The organism is Sphingomonas sp. BK069 (genome assembly GCF_014193405.1).
Lineage (GTDB): Bacteria > Pseudomonadota > Alphaproteobacteria > Sphingomonadales > Sphingomonadaceae > Sphingomonas.
In genome coordinates this window covers 293,483-312,255 of record NZ_JACHZH010000004.1, presented here as the reverse complement: position 1 = coordinate 312,255, position 18,773 = coordinate 293,483, and the positions used below count along the sequence as shown (strand labels likewise).

Below are 18,773 nucleotides of genomic sequence, written 5' to 3'. Positions count from 1 at the left end.
GACGTACTTCGAGACGACGCTTCGACGGGCTCAGCGCCTCCTCGGCGCGAACGGATGCCGCGGCACCAGGCTGTCTTTCTCAGCCGTTCGCGCTGGGGAAAGGCTGAGCGCGTCGACGCCTCGTCTCGAAGTGCCTTCCGCTACGGCCGCTGGGGCGCCGTCTCGCCGCCCTGCGCCGCCAGCGCCATCGCGCGCGCGGTGCCGGTGGCGGGCTTGAGCCGCGTCGCCGACGCATCGCGGCCGTAGTTGAGGTACAACACCGTCGCGATCAGCAGCGCGATCGCCAGCAGCGCGGGCCAGCCGGCGAAGCTGCGGTAGGAGAAGCCGTGCTTGTTCGTGTCCATCGCGATCCTCGTCGTCGGGTCTCGCGGCTGGCAATGACATAGCGGGCAGACACGTTCCCGCTGATCGAGGTTACATTTTCTTGCTGTCAGGCGGCGCGGGGATGCGCCGCGAGCGCCGCCTCGGCCTGGTCGAGCGCGCGCGGGTCATCGACGTCGAGCCACCAGGCGTCGCCGACGTCCACCACCCGCGCCTCGCCGCACGCCGCCAGCGCCTCGACCCCGGCCGAGATCGAGCCGCTGCCACCGGCCGCGATCGAGTCGCGCAGCGCGTCATGAAAGCGCACGTCGACCGCGAACACGCCGGTGTCGTAGCAGTCATAGTCGGGCAGGTGCTTGCCGATCGCAACGATGCGATCGCCTCTCGTACGCACCCGCGTGACGTCGTCGAGGTCGACTAGGGGATTGTCGAGCCGGCGGTCGATCCCGAGCGTCAGCGCCGCCTCGGGCGCGGCGACGACGCGCGCGATCAGCGCCGGGTCGAGCAGGTGGTCCGCCATCATCAGCAGGTGGCGACGCCGGCCGATCGCCTCGGCGCCGGTCAGCACCGAATGGCCATTGGCGAGCGACCAGTCGGGCGTGCGCACGCAGCGCAGTGGCACGTTGAGCGTCGCCGCTACCACGGCGAGGTGACGCTCCAGCCGCTCGCCCTCGTGGCCGGTGACGACCGTCACGTCGGTGACGCCACCGTCGAGCGCGGCACGTAGCACGCGCTCGATCAGCGGCACGCCCTGCACGAGCGTCAGCGGCTTCGATGGAGAGACCGCGCGCAGCCGGCTGCCATAGCCGGCCGCGACGATGAGCGCGTGCAAGGGGAGGGCCTTACTCGGCGGCGAGGCGCGCGTCGGCGTGGATGAACTCGTTGGTCATCGCGGCCGCCACGTCGTCGGTCACCTGCTGCGGCGGGTGCTTGCAGAAGAAGGCCGACGGACCCTCGAGTGCGCCAGCGATGCCGCGCTCCAGACCAAGCTTCACGCAGCGGATCGCGTCCACCACGACCGCGGCCGAGTTGGGCGAGTCCTCGACCGACAGGCGCAGCTCGAGGTTCATCGGCACGCCGCCGAACAGGTCACCCTCAAGCCGGAGGAAGCACAGCTTGTTGTCGCCGAGCCAGGGGATGTAGTCCGACGGACCGACGTGGATGTTCTCGTCCGCCAGCCGCTCGGCGATCACCGCCTGCACCGCCTCGGTCTTCGACTCCTTCTTGCTCGCCAGCCGGTTGCGGTCGAGCATGTTCATGAAGTCGGTGTTGCCGCCGGTATTGAGCTGGTAGGTGTGATCAATCGTCACGCCGCGCTGGCCGAACAGGTTCGACAGCACGCGGTGGACGATCGTCGCGCCAACCTGCGCCTTCACGTCGTCGCCGATGATCGGCAGGCCGGCGTCGGCGAACTTCTTCTCCCATTCGGGACGCGAGGCGATGAACACCGGCATGCAGTTGACCACGCCGAGGCCTGCCTCGAGCGCGCACTCCATGTAGAATTCGGTCGCCTCCTGGCTGCCGACCGGCAGGAAGTTGACCAGGATCTCGGCGCCGGTGCGCTTGAGCTCGGCGATGATCTCCGCCTTCTCCGCGTCGCGCGTGTCGTTGATCTCGAAGCCGCGGTCGTTGGCGGCGGTGAGCATGTGCGGCGCGACGCCGTCCAGCTTGGCGCCCATCTTCACGATCGTCCCGGTCTTGGGCACGTCGGCGTGGAACACCTTGGTGCAGTTCGGTTTGGCGAAGATCGCCTCGCCGAGATCGAGCCCGACCTTGCGCGAATCGACGTCGAACGCCGCGACGAAATCGAGGTCGCCAACCTTGTAGCCGCCGATCTCCTCGTGGATCAGACCGGCGGCGGTGTTGCTGCCGGCATAGTGGTATTTGCCCTGCACGAGGCTGCTCGCGCAGTTCCCAACCCCGATGACCGCCACCTTGATCGAAGCCATTCTACCCCACTTGTCGGCCCCTAGCCGAGCTGAAGACATATACGTTGCCGCTTCGTGACAGATACGTGGCAACTGTCAAGCGGACCGATCGCCTGTATAGGCGCGCCGGGGCAAATGCACGAGGAACGCGTGAACGATTCCGAACCGGCTGTGGCGGGGAAGCCGCGCGAGCTACAAGGCTTTCTGAACAGGACGATTTATCACCCGCTCGCGCACCTGCTGGCGCGCGCGCTGGTGCCCACGCCGGTGACGCCGAACATGGTCTCGATCGCGGGCGCGCTGATGGTGATGGCGGCAGCGGTGCTGTACGCGCGGGTGGGGACGCCTGCGGCGATCGCGCTCGGTTTCCTGCTCCACTGCCTGTGGCACGTGGTGGACGGTGCCGACGGCGCGCTGGCGCGGATGTCGGGTCGCGCCTCGCCCTCGGGCGAGATCGTCGACGGGCTGTGCGACTATGCCGGGCACGCGGTGATGTACACGCTGCTCGGCGCGGCTATGGACGACCGGATCGGCTGGGTCGCCTGGCCGATCGTCGTGCTGGCGGGGGTGAGCCGTGCGGTCCAGTCGGTCTTCGCCGAGAGCCAGCGGCGCACCTATCAATGGTGGGCCTATGACGTGCCGTGGCTGCAGACCGCCAAGTCCGGCGGCGACGGTATCGGGGTGAAGCTGTCCGGCCTCTATCTCTGGGCGTGGCACAAGATGTCGGGGCCGACGCAGGTGGTGAACGCGCTGGTGGCGAGCGCCGCGGCGGATCCGCCCGAGCGCCGCCGCATCGCGCAGATCGCGCGCGAGGAGGGGCGCAAGCTGCTTCCCGCCGCCGCGGTGCTCGGCGCCAACCCGCGCACGATCCTGCTCGGGCTCAGCATGATCGCGGGGACGCCCCTCTGGTTCTTCCTGATCGAGATCGTGGTGCTCAACGTGGTGCTGGTGCTCGCGATCGTGCAGGCTGCCTACGTCGGGCGGCAGATGACCGCGCTGATCGCGCACGGGCACCGCTGACCCGCGTCGGTCGTGCACGGGAACCCCGCGCGCGGGCCGCGGGTTGCCTGCGGCAAGAACATGGATCAGCGAGATTTAGGGAGCGAGCGATGCGACGGATCACGGGCATGACGGCGGTAGGGCTGGCGACGCTGGCGCTCGCCGCGTGCAACGACCAGGCGAAGATGGACACGGGCGCGCCGGTCGCGGGCGGTGCCGGCGCCACTGCGCAGCTCGCCACCGCGACGGGCGCGCCGGCCGGCCGCGCCACCGTGACCGAGGTGGCGGGCGGGCTGCGCTTCACCGTGGACGCCAGCGGCATGCCGCCGGGCACGCACGGCGCGCACGTCCACATGGTCGGCCGCTGCGACCCGCCGGGCTTCGAGAGCGCGGGCGGCCATTGGAATCCGACGCAGATGAAGCACGGTACGATGAACCCGCAGGGGCCGCATCAGGGCGACCTGCCCAATCTCGTGATCGGCAATGACGGCCGCGGTACGATCGGCGCGACGATCCCGGGCGCGACCATGGCTGGGCTGCTCGACGCCGACGGCGCCGCGATGGTGATCCACGCCGGGCAGGATGACCTCAAGACCGACCCCAGCGGCAACTCGGGCGCGCGCATCGCCTGCGGCGTGTTCCAGGCGGGGTGAGAGGGGAGGGGCCGGCAACGCCGGTCTCTCATTGCTACCATCATCCTGAGCTCGTCTCACGATCCACCGTGCCGCAGTGTCAGACGCCGAGGCGCTCGCGGGACGGTGGATTCTGAAACAAGTTCAGGATGACGCGAGCGCGTGAGGGGGCGCCGGAGGGCGAGGAGAGGCGCGCGTTTCCCCGAGCCGCCTCACCCCACCTCTCCCGCCGCCCGCGCGCGGACCTCGCGAGTCCGCTCCGCCTCGGGCACCAGCCGGTAGGCCGCCACGCCCGCGGCCACGCCGAGCGGCACCACCGCGAGCAGCACCAGCATCCCGGTCGACAGGCTGCCGCTCAGCGTGGAGATCCGCCCCGCCAGATACGGCCCGAGCGCCAGCCCGAGCAGCGTAGTACCGATGAAGAAGGTCGCCGTCGCCGTGCCACGCATGCGCGGCAGCACCAGGTCCTGCGTCGCCGCGGCGGCCGAGCCCAGCCCCCAGCTCGCCAGATATTGCGACGCGAACAGGCACAGGTAGAGCGTCAGCGGCGCACTCGCGGTGAAGCCGATCACGAGGAAGGGCACCGGCAGCACCGCGCCGCACAGAACCGGCACCAGCCGCCCGGACGGGTTGGTCCGCCGCAGCCGGTCCGCGATCAACCCGCCGCTCGTCACGCCGAGGAAGCCCGACAGCGCCGCGCCGCCGCCTAGGATCAGCCCGGCCTGCGCCGGCGACACCGCGAGCGCGCGCATCGCATAAGGCGCCGCCCAGAAGGACGCGGCGTAGCTCAGGAAAGCGTTGAGTCCATAGGCGACCACCACGCACAGGAAGGCGGGGGTGCCGACGATCAGCGCGAAGGTCGGCGGGTCGCGCCGCCGCAGCGCGCTCGCCCAGGAGAAAACCGCGTACACGCCGGTGCCGACCGCGATCCACTGTGGCAGCGGCTCGCCCAGCGAGCGCAGCAGCACCACCGACGCGACCACCGCCGCCAGCGCGACGAGGTTGACGGCCAGCGCGCCGACCCCGCGCCGCGCCGCCGCGATCAGCGTGAGCGGGGGCAGGATCGTCAGCAGCTCGCTGGCGAAGGCGCGGAAGGGCGCAGGATGCGGCGGGGGCGGGGGCAGCGCCTCGACCGCGCCGCGCACCGGCTCGCGCAGCGTTGCCACCAGCGCGGCGAGCAACAGGCCGGGCAGCCCGACTGCGAGGAACGCGGCCTGCCAGCCGGCGAGCCCGAGCGGCGGGTCGACCGGGAAGGCGCGCTGCCAATGCTGCACCACCAGCCCGCCGACCAGCAGCGAGCAGCCCCCGCCGACGTAGATGCCCGCCGAGTAGATCGACAGCGCCGTGGCGCGCAGCTTGCGCGGGAAATAGTCCGAGATCAGCGAGTAGGCCGAGGGCGACGCGGTGGCCTCGCCGACCCCGACGCCGACGCGCGCCGCGGCGAGCTGCGCGCCCCCGTTCGCCAGCCCCGAGAGCGCGGTCATGGTCGACCACAGCGCCAACCCGATCGTCATGAGCCGGACGCGGTGCCAGCTGTCGGCGAGGCGGCCGAGCGGGATGCCGAACAAAGCGTAGAAGACGCCGAAGGCGGTGCCGTAGAGGAAGCCCAGGTCCTCGTCGCGCAGGTGAAGGTCGCGCTTGATGTCCTCGGCGAGGATGGAGATCACCTGCCGGTCGACGAAGTTGAGGATGTAGACGACGAACAGGATCGCGAGCACGTACCACGCATAGCCGCTCGCGCGCTGGTCGCCGTCCGGGGTCATGCCCGTTCCCTCCCGATCTTTGTCGTTGTGACGAGCGTAACAGAGGCGGGCGGAGAGGGAAGGGGGCGCCGCCGATATGGGGCGGGGCGGTGTCGCGGGATGTCGCGCCACCACCTCGTCCAGCGTCATCCTGAACGCGCCTCAGAATCCACCGGGCCGCACGTTCGACCGTTCGCGCGAGACGACCCCGCCGCCGCGAGCCCGTGCCCCGGCGCAGGCCGGGGCCCAGTTGGGAAGGCCGGTGTGCGAGCCATCCGCGTCGCCCAACTGGGCCCCGGCCTTCGCCGGCGGCATCGTGGCACTCTGGGCAGATCGACATGCCATGGAAAGGAGCTTTTCCGCCCCCCTACACTCGCGCCTCACCCACCCGCCTCATTGCGCCCGCGACACTTTCGTCCATGATCGCGCGCGTTCCATCCCCCGCGGAGTCGTCCCCATCGTGCGTCCAGCGCTCTCCCGTCTCGCTCTCTGCCTCGCCCTGCTCGCCGCCCCCGTCGCCGCGCAGCAGCCGCCCGCCGCCGCGGCGGACGGTCCCACCCGCCTCTTCACCGGCGCCGACCTGTTCGGCCTGTCGGTCGCGAGCGACCCGCAGATCAGTCCGGACGGGAAGACGATCGTCTACGTCCGCCGCTCGGGCGACATCATGACCGACCGCATGGCCTCCTCGCTGTGGCTGATCGACGTCGCCAGCGGGCGCCAGACCCCGTTCGCCACATCGGGCAGCTCGCCGCGCTGGTCGCCCGACGGCACCCGGATCGCCTATGTCGCGGGCGACGGCGAGCAGTCGCAGCTGTTCGTGCGCTGGCTCGCGAGCGGCAGCAGCGCGCGCGCCACCTCGCTGCCCGGCGACCCGAGCGCGCTCGCCTGGTCGCCCGACGGCACCCGCCTCGCCTATGTCGCCACCGTCGCGGGCGAGGGCACGACGCTCGGCAAGCCCCCAGCCAAGCCCGAGGGCGCGAAATGGGCGCCGGGGTTGGCGGTGATCGACCGCGTCACCTATCGCAACGACGGCCCCGGCTATCGCAAGCCGGGCTATGCGCATGTCTTCATGGTCGCGGCGGACGGCGGCGCGGCGCGCCAGCTCACCTTCGGCCGCTTCGACGACGATGGCCCGCTGGCGTGGAGCCCCGACGGGCACCGCCTCCTGTTCGCCGCGATCCGCGCCGGCGACACCGAGCGCGAGGTGCTCAACACCGACGTCCAGTCGGTCGACCTCGCCAGCGGCGCGGTCACCGCGCTGACCACGCGCCAAGGACCGGACGCCAACGCGCGCGTCTCGCCCGACGGCCAGCGCGTCGCCTGGATCGGCTTCGACGACCACCGCCGCGGCTATGAAGACGCGCAGCTCTACGTCGGCGGCGCTGACGGCAGCGCGCCGCGCTCGCTCACCGCCGCGCTCGACCGCAGCGTCGAGGACGTGCAATGGGCGCGCGACGGCCGCAGCCTCTACGCGAGCTTCGACGACCGCGGCCAGCGTAAGCTCGCCCGCGTCGGCACCGACGGCAAGCTGACCGTGATCGCCGACAATCTGCAGGGCAGCGGGCTCGACCGGCCTTACACCGGCGGCGACTTCTCGGTCGCGCGCGACGGCACCGTCGCCTACACCGGCGGTGATCCGACCGCGCCCGCCGACGTCTGGGTGCTCGCCGGCGGCAAGCCGCGCCGGCTGACCCAGCTCAACGCGGTGATGACCGCCGCCAAGACGCTCGCCCCCGTCCGCAAGCTGAGCGTCACCGCGCCCGACGGTCGCGCGATCGACGCCTGGCTCGCCACCCCGCCGACCCGCGCCGAAGGGCAGCGCGTGCCGCTGATCCTCGAGATCCACGGCGGCCCGCATTCGGCCTATGGCCCGACCTTCGCCAGCGACGTCCAGCTCTACGCCGCGGCGGGCTACGCCGTGCTGTGGGTCAACCCGCGCGGCTCGACCTCCTACGGCGCCCAGTTCGCCAACCTGATCGACAAGAACTATCCCTCCGCCGACTATGACGACCTGATGGCCGCTGTCGACGCCGCGATCGCCGACGGCACCGCCGACGCCGACGAGCTGTTCGTCACCGGCGGCTCAGGCGGTGGGGTGCTGACCGCCTGGATCGTGGGCAAGACTCACCGTTTCAAGGCGGCGGCGACGCAGAAGCCGGTAATTAACTGGATCAGCGAGGCGCTGACGATGGACAACACCACCTTCACCTCGCGCTACTGGTTCAGCAAGCTGCCGTGGGAGGATCCGATGAGCTACTGGGTGCGCTCGCCGCTCAGCCTGGTGGGCAACGTGACGACGCCGACGCTCGTGGTGGTGGGCAGCGAGGATTATCGCACCCCGGTGAGCGAGTCGGAGCAATATTATGCCGCGCTCCAGATCGCCAAGGTGCCGACCGCGCTGGTGAAGGTACCCGGCGCCAGCCACGGCGGCTTCACGTCGCGGCCGTCGCAGTCGGCGGCCAAGGCGGCGGCGATCCTCGCCTGGTTCGACCGCTATCGCGGGCGCGGCGGGGCGGCGCCGGCGAACTAAGCCTGGTGTGGGCCGTGGCGCCGACGCCGGCACCTCCGTCATCCCGGCCGCGAGCCGGGGTGACGGGCTCTACGCTCCCGGCCGTCCTCGACACCAACTCGGCCGCTGCGCGCCCGCCCCCTCGCGTCGGCTGCCCTAGGACATAGGTTAAGGTGTTTAATTTGAGCTATTTACGGCGCGGGACGTTGGCGGGGAAGGGTGAGAGCAATGAGGATGGAGCCTCGCGACGAGACCAGCCTGCTGGCGACGCTCGCGCGCAAGAACGCGGTGCTGGAGGGCATCAACCGGATCTTCCACGAGGCGCTTACCGCTCCTTCGCTTGAGGCGCTCGGGCGCGTCTGTCTGCGCGTCGCCGAGGATGTCACCGGCGCGTCGTTCAGCTTCATGGGCGAGATCGACCGCGCCACCGACCTGCTCGACGAGATCGCGATCAGCGAGCGGGGCTGGGCCGCGTTCGAGGCAGCCAAGAGCGATTGGCCGCGAGGCAAGGTGCCGACCGGGCTGGCCATCCACGGCCTGTACGGACGCGTGCTGCGCGAGGGACAGGGCCTGATCTTCAACGACGCGGCGACTCATGCGGATCGCATCGGCACGCCCGCGGGCCACCCGTCGCTGGAGAGTTTCCTCGGCGTGCCCCTTCACCAGAACGGCGCGGTGATCGGCATGGTGGGCCTCGGCAACCGCGCCGGCGGTTTCCGCGACGAGGACCTCGCCGCCGCCTTGGAGCTGGCTCCCGCGATCGTGCAGGCGCTGCACAGCAAGCGCGCCGAGATGGCGTTGCGCGACAGCGAGGAGCAGCGCCGCCTCACGCTCGAGCTGGTGCCCGCGATGCTGTGGCGAGTCGATCTCGCCGGCCTGCGCATCGCATCCAACCAGCAGTGGCACGCGATCACCGGCCAGACCGACGAGCAGGCCTCGAACGGCGGCTGGATGGAGCTGATCCACCCAAGCGAGGCGGGCAAGGTGAGCCGCGCCTTCCGTCGCGCTTACGCCGCGGGCGAGCCCGTGACCGTGCAGTGTCGCGTTCGCCAGGCCGGAGGCGGCTATCGCGCGCTGCTGATCCGGCAGGTGCCGGTGCGCGACGGTGCCGGACAGATCACGCATTGGTTCGGCGCGGCGACCGACATCAGCGACATGCAATTGCTCGAGGAGCGCCAGCGCGTGCTCGTGGCGGAGCTGCAGCACCGCGTACGCAACATCCTCACCGTGGTACGCTCCGTCTTCGCTCGCACGGTCGAGGGCGCGGAGTCGCTCGACGACGTCGCCGATCATTTCCGCGGACGGCTCGACGCGCTGGCGCGCACGCAGGTGAGCGCGACGCTCAACGCCAGCGGCACCGTTGACCTGGAAAATCTGATCCGCGACGAGCTGCTGAGCGTCGGCGTCAGCGATGGGCCCGGGCTCTCCATGTCGGGACCCGACGTGGCGCTGCCGGCGGGGCCGGTGGAACTACTCGGTCTCGCGATCCACGAGCTCGCGACCAACGCTTTAAAATTCGGCGCTTTTCGTGCGCCAGGAGGGTCGCTCTCCATCACGTGGGATGTTAATGTAGATGGAAGATCAGCGCGCCGTCTTGACCTTAGCTGGGTCGAGCAGGGCGTGCCTGCGATCCCGATCCGGCCGACGCGGCAGGGGTTCGGGACCGAGTTGATCGAGGAGGCTCTACCGTATCGGCTCGGTGCCGAGACGCGGCTCGAGTTCCGCGGTGGCGGTGTGCGCTGCACCATCGGGTTGCCGCTGGGCGGCGACGAGGAAGGGGCGTGACGATGCCGGGGCGACTCGCGGGCAAACAGATACTGGTCGTGGAGGACGAATATTTCATCGCCTCCGACCTGCGCCGCGCGCTCGCCGCCCAGGAAGCGCTGGTGATCGGTCCGGTGAGCAGCCTCGCCGCCGGACTGGATCTCGCCGAGCGCGAGGGGATCGCCGCCGCGCTGCTCGACGTGAACCTTGAGGGCGACTCGTCGCTCGCCATCGCCGACCGGCTCGCCGCGCGCGGCGTGCCGTTCGTGTTCGTCACCGGCTACGACGACTGGGCGCTGCCCGACGCCTATCGCCACGTGCCGCGTATCGCCAAGCCCTTCGCGGTGCCAACGGTGCTCGCCGCGCTCGACCAATTACTCGCATCGGAGGACGTGCCATGATCCGCGCCGCCACCATCATCGATGATCGTCAGCCCGCGCTGCAGCGGCTCGCCGCGCTGGCCCCGCTCGACGGCGAGGTGATCGACACGATCGTCGCGGCCGCCGGGCAGGCGCAGACGATCCGCGCGCGCCGCGAGCTGGTGAGCGAGGGGCGCGAGATCGCCGAGCCGCTGCTGCTGCTGCGCGGCTGGGCGGCGCGCGTGCGGCTGCTGCCCGACGGGCGGCGCCAGTTCCTCAGCTTCCTGCTGCCCGGCGATGTGGTCGGCCACTGCCCGCAGCCGCGCCCGGTCGCGGTGGCGACGATCGTTGCCCTCACCGACGTGCTGGTCTGCGCGGCCCCGCCCGCCGCACCCGGCTCGGTGCTGGGCACGGTCTATGCCGTGGGCGACGCGCTCGATCAGGCCTATGTGCTGGCGCACGTGACCCGGCTCGGCCGGCTCAACGCGCAGGAGCGGATCGGCGACCTGCTGCTGGAGCTGCACGAGCGGCTCACGCTCAACGGCATGGCGCGCGGCACCAGCTTCGACCTGCCGCTGACGCAGGAGACGCTCGCGGACGCGCTGGGGCTCACCTCGGTCCACGTCAACCGCATGGTGCAGCAGGCGCGGCGCGAGAACGACCTGCAGTGGAAGGGCGGTCGGGTCACGTTGCTCGATCCGCCGGGGCTCGCGCGCAAGATCGGTCGCGTGCCGGTGCGCGTGTCCGCCACGGTGGGGCCGCAGCCCGCGCGGGCGCGCTGAGGCAAGATCTACGCCGCAAGCGGGGAGGGCCTATCCCTCCACCCGCCGCGCGCCCGCCTCGCGCACCGCGGCGAGTGTGGGCCAGCCATTGACCGCCATCAGCAGGTCGGCCTCGGCGAGCAGGCATTTGAGCACATGCGCGCAGCCCGCCGCGCCGCCGAGCGCGAGACCGTAGCTGTACGGTCGCCCGACGCCGACCAGATCGGCGCCGAGCGCTACCGCCTTCACGATATCGGTCCCGCTGCGCACCCCGCCGTCGAACCACACCGGGACGCGCCCCGCCACCGCCGCCGCCACGTCGGGCAGCAGGTCGATCGCGGCGATCCCGCCATTGGCCTGGCGCCCGCCGTGATTGGAGACATAGACCGCGTCGGCGCCGCCATCGATCGCGCGACGCGCGTCGTCGGGGTGGCACAGGCCCTTCAGCACGATCGGCAGCTCGGTCAGCGAGCGCAGCCATGGCAGGTCGTCCCAGGTCAGCACCTGGCCGAAGGTCGCCGCCCAGGTCATCACCGCGGCGCGGCGGTCTTCCTCGGGCGGCCGCGCGAGCAGGCGACGGAACACCGGGTCGCTGAAGTAATTGGCCAGGACGTGGCCGCGCAGCTGCGGGAAGTTGGCGGTATTGAGGTCGCGGGGGCGCCAGCCGGTGACCCAGGTGTCGAGCGTCACCACGATCGCGCGACAGCCCGCCGCCTCGGCGCGGCGCACCAGGCTGGCGGCGAGCTCGCGGTCGCGCGGCGTGTAGAGCTGGAACAGCGCGGGCGTGTCGCCGCCGTCGGCGATCACGTCCTCCAGCGGATCGTTGGCGAGCGTCGAGGCGCATAGCGGCACGCCAGTCTCGGCCGCGGCGCGGGCGGCGGCGAGGTCGCCGTGCGAATCGGACGTGCACAGGCCGGTGACACCGATCGGGGCCATGAAGAGCGGCGAGGCGAGCCGCGTGCCGAACAGGTCGGCGGAGAGGTCACGCTGCGCGCTGTCGACCATCATCCGCGGCACCATGCCCCAGTGCGCGAAGGCGCTGGCGTTGCGACGCTGCGTCAGTTCATCGCCGCAGCCGCCCTGGACATAGGTGAGCAAGGAGCGCGGCATCGCCGCCTCGGCGCGCTGTTCGAGCGTGGCGAAATCGACCGGCCATTCGGGCACGATGCCCTCCAGCCCGGCGAGATAGATCGCCAGCTGATAGTCGCCGAACTGCGCCATCCCCGCTCTCCCTGTGTCCGCGCGGGCGTACGCCAATCCGGGAAGCGGTTCCACGCCGTTGCGACGGGGCGCGGACGCGAGAAGGGCCGGGATCGCTCCCGGCCCTTCCGCTGTTCGTCTGTGGCGAGGCCCCGGCGAGCCGGGGCGTGCGTTCGTCGAGGCGCCCCGGCGAGCCGGGGCAGGGGCGTCAGGCGCCCGCGACCTCGGCGACGTCGACCTTGATCCCCGGGCCCATCGTCGAACTGACCGCGATCTTCTTGACGTACTTGCCCTTGGCGCCCGACGGCTTGGCCTTCACCACGGCGTCGACCAGAGCGTCGAAGTTGCGGCGCAGGTCCTCGGCGCCGAAGCTCGCCTTGCCGATGCCCGAGTGGATGATCCCGGCCTTCTCGACGCGATACTCGACCTGACCGCCCTTGGCGGCCTTCACCGCCTCGGCCACGTTCATCGTCACGGTGCCGAGCTTGGGGTTCGGCATCAGGCCCTTGGGACCGAGCACCTTACCCAGACGGCCGACCACGCCCATCATGTCCGGGGTCGCGATGCAGCGATCGAAGTCGATCGTGCCGCCCTGGACCGTCTCCATCAGGTCCTCGGCGCCGACCACGTCCGCACCCGCGGCGCGCGCCTCGTCGGCCTTGGCGCCGCGCGCGAACACGCCGACGCGGACGGTCTTGCCGGTGCCGGCCGGCAGCGTGACGACGCCGCGGACCATCTGGTCGGCGTGGCGCGGATCGACGCCGAGGTTCAGCGCGATCTCGATCGTCTCGTCGAACTTGGACGACGCGTTCTGCTTCGCCAGCGCGATCGCCTCGTCGACGCCGTGCAGCTTCTCACGGTCGATCGTCCAGGCCTTCTGCTTCTTGCTCACCTTCGCCACGGCCTCAGCCCTCCACCACTTCGAGGCCCATCGCGCGGGCCGAGCCTTCGATGATGCGGGTCGCCGCCTCGAGATCGTTCGCGTTCAGATCCTTCATCTTGGTCTGCGCGACCTCGGCCAGCGCCGAGCGGGTGATCTTGCCCGCGGACACCTTGCCCGGCTCCTTCGAGCCCGACTTCAGGTTGGCCGCCTTCTTGATCAGGAAGGTCGCCGGCGGCGTCTTCGTGATGAACGAGAAGCTGCGATCGGCGTAGACGGTGATCACGGTGGGCAGCGGCGAGCCCTTCTCCATGTCAGCGGTCTGCGCGTTGAACGCCTTGCAGAATTCCATGATGTTGACGCCGCGCTGACCCAGCGCCGGGCCGATCGGCGGCGACGGGTTGGCAGCGCCCGCGGGCACCTGCAGCTTGATATAGCCTGTGATCTTCTTTGCCATTCGTCTCACTCTGTTACTGGGCGCGCCCGAGGGAAGCGCCCGGTTCAAGTCTAGCGGTTCGTCCGGGCGCGGCCGCAGCCCCGCCCTCCCGCGGCGTTCCATCGTGTGATGCGGTGGAAGCCAGCGCGCGTAGCCGAAGCGGGGTGCGTTGACAAGGTTTAGGGCTGCGACCCCGCACCTCCGCGCGCGCGATGAATTTCAACCGAATTGTACGTAATTTATCGTTTGCGCCGACCAGTTCTGTGAGCGTGATTATTGCCGAGGGCGGCGCCAAGTCGTAATCGCGAAATCATGGGCAGCTTCATCCCACGTACAGGAACGTCACGTGACGGTGCGCCGCTGTCGCTGAGTCGTACGCCACCCGACGATCTCGCGCCCTTCGTCGCACGCTTCTTCGTTACCATCTTCGATCGGCCTAGCGATGCCGTGCTCGAAGATTTCCTATTGCACGAAACAGCTTACATCCGCGTTCCGGTGATCGGCCAGTGGTCGACGATGATCGATGGCGCGTGGCGGGACTATGAAGGGCCGATGCTGTTCGGCGCGCAGCAGCGTCGCTTCCCGGTACGCTGCGTCGGTCCGATCGTCGCCGCGGGCTTCGCGATCCGGCCCGCCGGCTGGTTCGGCTTCAGCGACGCGACCGCGGACGAGTTGGCCGACCGACTCGTGCCGATCGTGCCGGGGCGGTGGAACGAGGCTTTGCGCTGGGCGTGCGACGACGTGCTCGACCAGGAGCAGACGTTCGCCCGGCTCCACCAGGTGGTGCGCGAGCATCTCGTCGTCCGCGCCGTGACGCCCGACATGATCAGCGCGCGCTTCGAGCGAATCGCGCGGGTCGACCCGACGCGGCCGGTCACGGAGATCGCCGCGGAGTTCGGGATCTCGGGGCGCAGGCTGGACCGCGCCGTGCGCCAGCATTTCGGCCACCTGCCCAAGACGGTGATGCGGCGCAGCCGCTTCCTCGACATGGCCGCGGTGATGCGCGGGCTCGCGGTGCCGACTGCCGACGAGCTGGCCGAGTTGCGCTTCTACGACGCCTCGCACCTCAACCGCGAGTTCCGCGAGTTCGTCGGCATGACCCCGGCACAGTTTCGCCGCACGCCGACGCCGCTGCTCACGCCGGGCCTGGAGGTGCGCCAGCAGCGCAAGCGCGCAGACCTCGCGCCGCACGCCCCCGCGCCGTGGCTGGCGGACGGGCAGACAGCTCCCACGCTGGTGGAGATGCCGATCAGGGAAATGGGCATGCCGCCGGGCGGCTCCGCGGTCGCGGAGACGCAGAGCGCGGCCCGGCCGCGTTAGAACTCATCCAGCTCGGCGCCGCTCCCGCCCGAGCGGGAGCCCGGCACTTACTTGCTGCGCTCGACCTGCTCGAAGTCGAGCTCGACCGGCGTGGCGCGGCCGAAGATGCTGACCGACACCTTGACCTTCGACTTGTCGAAGTCGAGCTCCTCGACGGTGCCGTTGAAGCTCGCGAACGGCCCCTCGAGCACCTTGACGGCGTCGCCGATCTCGTAGTCCACCTTGACCTTGGTCTTGGGCGCGACCGCCGCCTCCTCCTTGGAGTTCAGCATGCGCGCCGCCTCGGATTCCGAGATCGCCTGCGGTTTGCCCGAGGAGCCGAGGAAGCCGGTCACCTTGGGCGTGTTCTTGACGAGGTGATAGACGTCGTCATTCATGTTCAGCTTGGCCAGCACATAGCCGGGCATGAACTTGCGCTCGACCGCGATCTTCTTGCCGCGGCGCGCCTCGGTGACGGTCTCGGTGGGCACCTCGATCTGCTCGACCAGTTGCTCGAGTCCCATGCGGGTCGCCTCGGCCATGATCGAGTCGCGGACCTTGCCCTCGAACCCCGAATAGGCGTGGATGATGTACCAGCGCGCCATCGTCGTGCTTCCCGTCCTTACTTCGCCAGGCTCAGCAGCGCCTTGACCACGGCGTTGAAGAACGAGTCCACCGCCAGGAAGAACAGCGCCAACACCGTGGTCATCACCACGACCATCACCCCCGTCATCACCGTCTCGCGGCCGGTCGGCCAGACGATCTTGGCGGTCTCGGTGCGGACCTGTCGGATGAACTCGAGCGGGGTCGTCTTCGCCACGATACTGAGCCCTTGTTGAGCCGTGATAGAATATCCCGGCAGCGACCGGCATGGGCCCACTACCGCTTCCCCGCGAGTGGGGAGAGCGATGATAGACCGTCCGTGCTGTCGGAAGTGCGAGCGGACATAAGTTGGCCGCGGTGAAAAGGCAAGCGCGGTGGCGGTATAGGCGTCGCGATCGCTGCCATGAAGAAGGGGCCGGCGCGTCGCGGCACCGACCCCCTTTTCGCTATCCGTCGCTACTGACGGCGGGTCGCCCCTGGCGACCGCGCCCGATCAGTTGCTGTCGGAATCGTCGTTGTTGTCGTTGACGATCGCGATCACGCCGATCGCCGCGATACCGGCGGCGATGATGGCGCCGAACACGCCGGCGCCGGCGACCTGGCTGTCCTTCGACGTCGAGGTCGACGCGCGCGCGCCGGCCACCGACAGGCTGGCGGCGGGGTTGGCGGTGGCGGCGAGCGCCGGAGTGGCGACGAGGCTCAGCGCAGCGGCGCCGGCGAGAATGGAACGCATATGGCTACTCCCTTGGTGATTGACGTACGTCAGAGGTATAGGGCTATTACGCCGCACTTGCGAACGCGCAAGCCGGAGAATCTATCCTTCGCCACCGTTATGGGTTGGCAGGAGTGGAGGGACTCGAACCCACGGCCCTCGGTTTTGGAGACCGATGCTCTACCAACTGAGCTACACTCCTGTGCCGCGGCGCTGTTGGACGCCGCGCGCGCATTCGTCAAGGGGCGAGCGCGCCGAAGGTCTTAGGCCGCCCGCGTCGCGGCAGGCGTGGCGTCGGGGCGGCGCACCGCGATCGCCAGCGCGCGCGCCTCGGTCACCGGCAGCGGACGGCCGAAGTAGAAGCCCTGGATGCTGCCGCACCCCAGTTCCCGCGCCAGCCGCAGCTCGGCCTCGGTCTCCACCCCTTCCGCGGTGGTGGCCATGCCCATGCTCTGCGCCATCGCCACCACCGCGCGGATGATCGCGATCGCCTCGGCGGTGCCGCGCGACGCCGCCTGGACGAAGCTGCGGTCGATCTTGATCGAGGAGAAGCGGGTCGCGCTCAGATAACCGAGAGAGGAATAGCCGGTGCCGAAATCGTCGAGGCTGAGCCCCACGCCGAGATCGAGGATCTGCTTGAGCAGCTTCACCGCGCCGGTGCCCTCGCGCAGGAACACGCTCTCGGTCACCTCCAGCTCGAGCCGGCGCGCGGGCAGGCCGGTGCGCGCCAGCGTGTCGGTGATCACCCCGACGAACTGCGGGTTGTGGAGCTGCTCGGGCGAGACGTTGACCGCGACGCGCACGTCGTCGGGCCAGCCCGCCGCCTCCGCGCAGGCGGTGCGCAGCACCCACTCGCCGATCGGCGCGATCAGCCGCGCTTCCTCGGCGATCGGCACGAACTTGGCCGGCGGGATGTCGCCCAGCTCGGGGTGACTCCAGCGCAGCAGCGCCTCGAAACCGCGCACCGCACCGCTGCGTGAGTCGACCACCGGCTGATAGGCGAGGTGGAGCTCGTCGTTGTCGAGCGCGCGGCGCAGCGCCAGCTCGATCACACGGCGCTCCTCCGCCTCCAGGTGCAGCTGGGGCACATAGGCGTGGTAGACCCCGCCGCCGCGGTCCTTCGAGCGATACAGCGCGAGATCGGCCGAGCGGATCAGCGTCTCCGCGGTGCGGCCGTCGCGCGGCCCGGTGGCGACGCCCACCGAGGCGCCGATGTAGAGCGTGTGCTGATCGACCTCGTAGGGGCGCGACAGCGTCTCGATGATGGTGTGCGCCAGCCGCTCGAGCCGGCCGGGGTCGCCCGCGTCGCGCACCACCACAGCAAATTCGTCGCCGCCGAGCCGGCCGATCAGCTCGTTCTCGGTCACCAGCTCGGCGAGCCGCTCGGACACGCGGCGCAGCAGGCGGTCGCCAACGGGGTGACCCAGCGTGTCGTTGACCGCCTTGAAGCGGTCGAGGTCGATCATCATGAAGGCACAGCGCGCGCGCCAGCGCTCCGCCTCGCTCAGCGCGCGGGTGAGCTCCTCGTTGACCGAGAGGCGGTTGGGCAGGCCGGTGAGCGCGTCGAAGCGGGCCATGCGGTTGATCCGCTCGGCCGAGGCGCGCTGCTCGGTGATGTCCGATACGACGCCGCGGAAGCCGGCGAAGCGGCCCGCCGCGTCGAGCCGCGGCGCGGCGGCGATCTGCCACCAGCGCGTCTCGCCGCGCACCGTGACCGGCAGCGCGACGTCGCTGAAGGGCTCGCGCCGCGTCATCTTGTCGGCGATGAGGCGCAGCTCGTCGGGGATGGCGGCGCTGTCCCAGTCGGCGCCGGCGAGCGACTGGAGCAGCGGCGTGCCCTCGAGCTCCGCGGCGGCGACCCCGCATGCGCGCGCGAAACGCTCGCTCGCGCCGACGATCCGGCGCGCGGCGTCGGTCTGCCACAGCCAGTCGGCGCCTTCCTCGAAGTCGCGCAGCAGCAGCTGCACCGTCGCCTCGCGTTCGCGCAGCGCGCTTTCCGCCGCGCCGATCCGCGCCACCGCGCGCGCGCGGGAGAAGATCACGGCCGCGAGCAGCAGCGCGAGTGCGACGACGATGGCCGCCGCGACGGGCCGGCCGGTGAGCGCGAACGGCGCGGCGGTCGCGGCGGCAGTGCCGGCGACGAGGACCAGCGCCGCGCTCGGCAGGGTCGCGAGCGTCAGCGCGGAAGCGGTCATCACCGTGGCGAGCAGCAGGTCGAGCGCGTGCGTCACGGGGGGATCGGCCGCGCCGGCGAGGTGCAGCGGGATCACCGCCCAGGCCAGCGCCAGCGCCGCCGCGGCGGCGCCCGCGCTGGCGAGCGGCAGCGGCGCCTCGGGCTCGGCGCGCGCGACGAGAAGGCGGGTGAGCGTCGCCGCTGCCACCGCCACCGCCGCGCCCCAGGTGATCAGCCAGGGCAGCGCCGCCGTGTGGCGCAGCAGCGCCATCGCCAAGCCGGCGCCGAGCAGATGCGCGGCGAGCAGCGCGGGCGCGAGTCGACGCGCCGCTGCCCGCTTCTCCGCCCGCTCCACCGTCACCTCGCGGTGGCCGGCGGTGCGCTCGGCGCTACGACGCAGGCCGAGGCGCGCGCGGATCGGCACGGATGCCGATAGGGAGTGGGGATCGCGTGTC

18 protein-coding genes and 1 tRNA gene are annotated in these 18,773 nt (G+C 70.7%); 7 read left to right on the top strand and 12 right to left on the bottom strand.

Features of this window, described 5'->3' with window-relative positions; translation table 11 throughout:
* Positions 1-140 precede the first annotated feature (140 nt).
* From FHY02_RS15045 to FHY02_RS15035, 3 genes are all read right to left on the bottom strand, one after another.
* Positions 141-344 carry a hypothetical protein gene (locus tag FHY02_RS15045; protein WP_183923537.1) on the bottom strand — a complete coding sequence of 68 codons (204 nt, stop codon included), beginning with the start codon at positions 342-344 and terminating at the stop codon, positions 141-143.
* A gap of 86 nt (positions 345-430) precedes the next feature.
* Positions 431-1,153: an NTP transferase domain-containing protein gene (locus FHY02_RS15040; RefSeq protein ID WP_183923535.1), complete on the bottom strand. Its 723-nt coding sequence runs from the start codon at positions 1,151-1,153 to the stop codon at positions 431-433.
* A gap of 10 nt (positions 1,154-1,163) precedes the next feature.
* Positions 1,164-2,270 carry an inositol-3-phosphate synthase gene (locus FHY02_RS15035; RefSeq protein WP_132908946.1) on the bottom strand — a complete coding sequence of 369 codons (1,107 nt, stop codon included), beginning with the start codon at positions 2,268-2,270 and terminating at the stop codon, positions 1,164-1,166.
* Positions 2,271-2,399: 129 nt separating this feature from the next.
* Between FHY02_RS15035 and FHY02_RS15030 the strand changes: the two genes are divergently transcribed.
* Positions 2,400-3,269 (top strand): CDP-alcohol phosphatidyltransferase family protein, encoded by an 870-nt coding sequence (locus FHY02_RS15030; protein WP_183923533.1) that lies wholly within the window; start codon positions 2,400-2,402, stop codon positions 3,267-3,269.
* A gap of 89 nt (positions 3,270-3,358) precedes the next feature.
* Positions 3,359-3,901, top strand: coding sequence for a superoxide dismutase family protein (locus tag FHY02_RS15025; protein ID WP_183923531.1), 543 nt, complete (start codon positions 3,359-3,361; stop codon positions 3,899-3,901).
* 191 nt (positions 3,902-4,092) lie between these two features.
* On the opposite strand, the gene FHY02_RS15020 is transcribed toward FHY02_RS15025, so the two are convergent.
* Entirely contained in the window at positions 4,093-5,643 is a 1,551-nt protein-coding gene (locus FHY02_RS15020; RefSeq protein WP_183923529.1) for an MFS transporter, read from the bottom strand.
* Positions 5,644-6,082: 439 nt separating this feature from the next.
* Between FHY02_RS15020 and FHY02_RS15015 the strand changes: the two genes are divergently transcribed.
* The 4 genes from FHY02_RS15015 to FHY02_RS15000 all read left to right on the top strand — a co-directional run bounded on the left by FHY02_RS15015 (position 6,083) and on the right by FHY02_RS15000 (position 11,036).
* A complete protein-coding gene (locus tag FHY02_RS15015) occupies positions 6,083-8,152 on the top strand; it encodes a prolyl oligopeptidase family serine peptidase (RefSeq protein WP_409322582.1) in 2,070 nt (689 codons plus the stop codon).
* A gap of 207 nt (positions 8,153-8,359) precedes the next feature.
* A complete protein-coding gene (locus tag FHY02_RS15010) occupies positions 8,360-9,916 on the top strand; it encodes a sensor histidine kinase (RefSeq protein ID WP_183923525.1) in 1,557 nt (518 codons plus the stop codon).
* Positions 9,917-9,918: 2 nt separating this feature from the next.
* On the top strand, positions 9,919-10,296 hold the full coding sequence (locus FHY02_RS15005; RefSeq protein WP_183923523.1) for a response regulator: 378 nt from the start codon (positions 9,919-9,921) through the stop codon (positions 10,294-10,296).
* Positions 10,293-11,036 (top strand): Crp/Fnr family transcriptional regulator, encoded by a 744-nt coding sequence (locus FHY02_RS15000; protein ID WP_183923521.1) that lies wholly within the window; start codon positions 10,293-10,295, stop codon positions 11,034-11,036. Before FHY02_RS15005 ends, FHY02_RS15000 begins: the two co-directional genes overlap by 4 nt.
* Positions 11,037-11,066: 30 nt before the next feature.
* Here the strand turns inward: FHY02_RS15000 and FHY02_RS14995 are convergent, their stop codons facing one another.
* The 3 genes from FHY02_RS14995 to rplK all read right to left on the bottom strand — a co-directional run bounded on the left by FHY02_RS14995 (position 11,067) and on the right by rplK (position 13,552).
* On the bottom strand, positions 11,067-12,236 hold the full coding sequence (locus FHY02_RS14995) for an alpha-hydroxy-acid oxidizing protein (protein WP_183923519.1): 1,170 nt from the start codon (positions 12,234-12,236) through the stop codon (positions 11,067-11,069).
* A 187-nt stretch (positions 12,237-12,423) separates the two neighbouring features.
* The gene (rplA, locus tag FHY02_RS14990) at positions 12,424-13,116 is read right to left on the bottom strand and encodes a 50S ribosomal protein L1 (RefSeq protein ID WP_132908955.1); all 693 of its coding nucleotides are present in this window, start codon (positions 13,114-13,116) and stop codon (positions 12,424-12,426) included.
* A 4-nt stretch (positions 13,117-13,120) separates the two neighbouring features.
* The gene (gene rplK, locus FHY02_RS14985) at positions 13,121-13,552 is read right to left on the bottom strand and encodes a 50S ribosomal protein L11 (protein ID WP_132909404.1); all 432 of its coding nucleotides are present in this window, start codon (positions 13,550-13,552) and stop codon (positions 13,121-13,123) included.
* 291 nt (positions 13,553-13,843) lie between these two features.
* Here rplK and FHY02_RS14980 point away from each other — a divergent pair, with 291 nt between their 5' ends.
* A complete protein-coding gene (locus tag FHY02_RS14980) occupies positions 13,844-14,851 on the top strand; it encodes a helix-turn-helix domain-containing protein (protein WP_183923517.1) in 1,008 nt (335 codons plus the stop codon).
* Positions 14,852-14,898: 47 nt separating this feature from the next.
* Here the strand turns inward: FHY02_RS14980 and nusG are convergent, their stop codons facing one another.
* The 5 genes from nusG to FHY02_RS14955 form a co-directional block, all read right to left on the bottom strand.
* The gene (nusG, locus tag FHY02_RS14975) at positions 14,899-15,435 is read right to left on the bottom strand and encodes a transcription termination/antitermination protein NusG (protein WP_183923515.1); all 537 of its coding nucleotides are present in this window, start codon (positions 15,433-15,435) and stop codon (positions 14,899-14,901) included.
* 17 nt (positions 15,436-15,452) lie between these two features.
* Positions 15,453-15,650 carry a preprotein translocase subunit SecE gene (gene secE, locus FHY02_RS14970; RefSeq protein ID WP_183923513.1) on the bottom strand — a complete coding sequence of 66 codons (198 nt, stop codon included), beginning with the start codon at positions 15,648-15,650 and terminating at the stop codon, positions 15,453-15,455.
* A gap of 276 nt (positions 15,651-15,926) precedes the next feature.
* Positions 15,927-16,166 carry a hypothetical protein gene (locus tag FHY02_RS14965; protein WP_183923511.1) on the bottom strand — a complete coding sequence of 80 codons (240 nt, stop codon included), beginning with the start codon at positions 16,164-16,166 and terminating at the stop codon, positions 15,927-15,929.
* Between the two features lie 105 nt (positions 16,167-16,271).
* A tRNA-Trp gene (locus FHY02_RS14960) sits at positions 16,272-16,347 on the bottom strand.
* A 61-nt stretch (positions 16,348-16,408) separates the two neighbouring features.
* Positions 16,409-18,742: a putative bifunctional diguanylate cyclase/phosphodiesterase gene (locus FHY02_RS14955; protein ID WP_409322580.1), complete on the bottom strand. Its 2,334-nt coding sequence runs from the start codon at positions 18,740-18,742 to the stop codon at positions 16,409-16,411.
* Between the last annotated feature and the right edge of the window lie 31 nt (positions 18,743-18,773).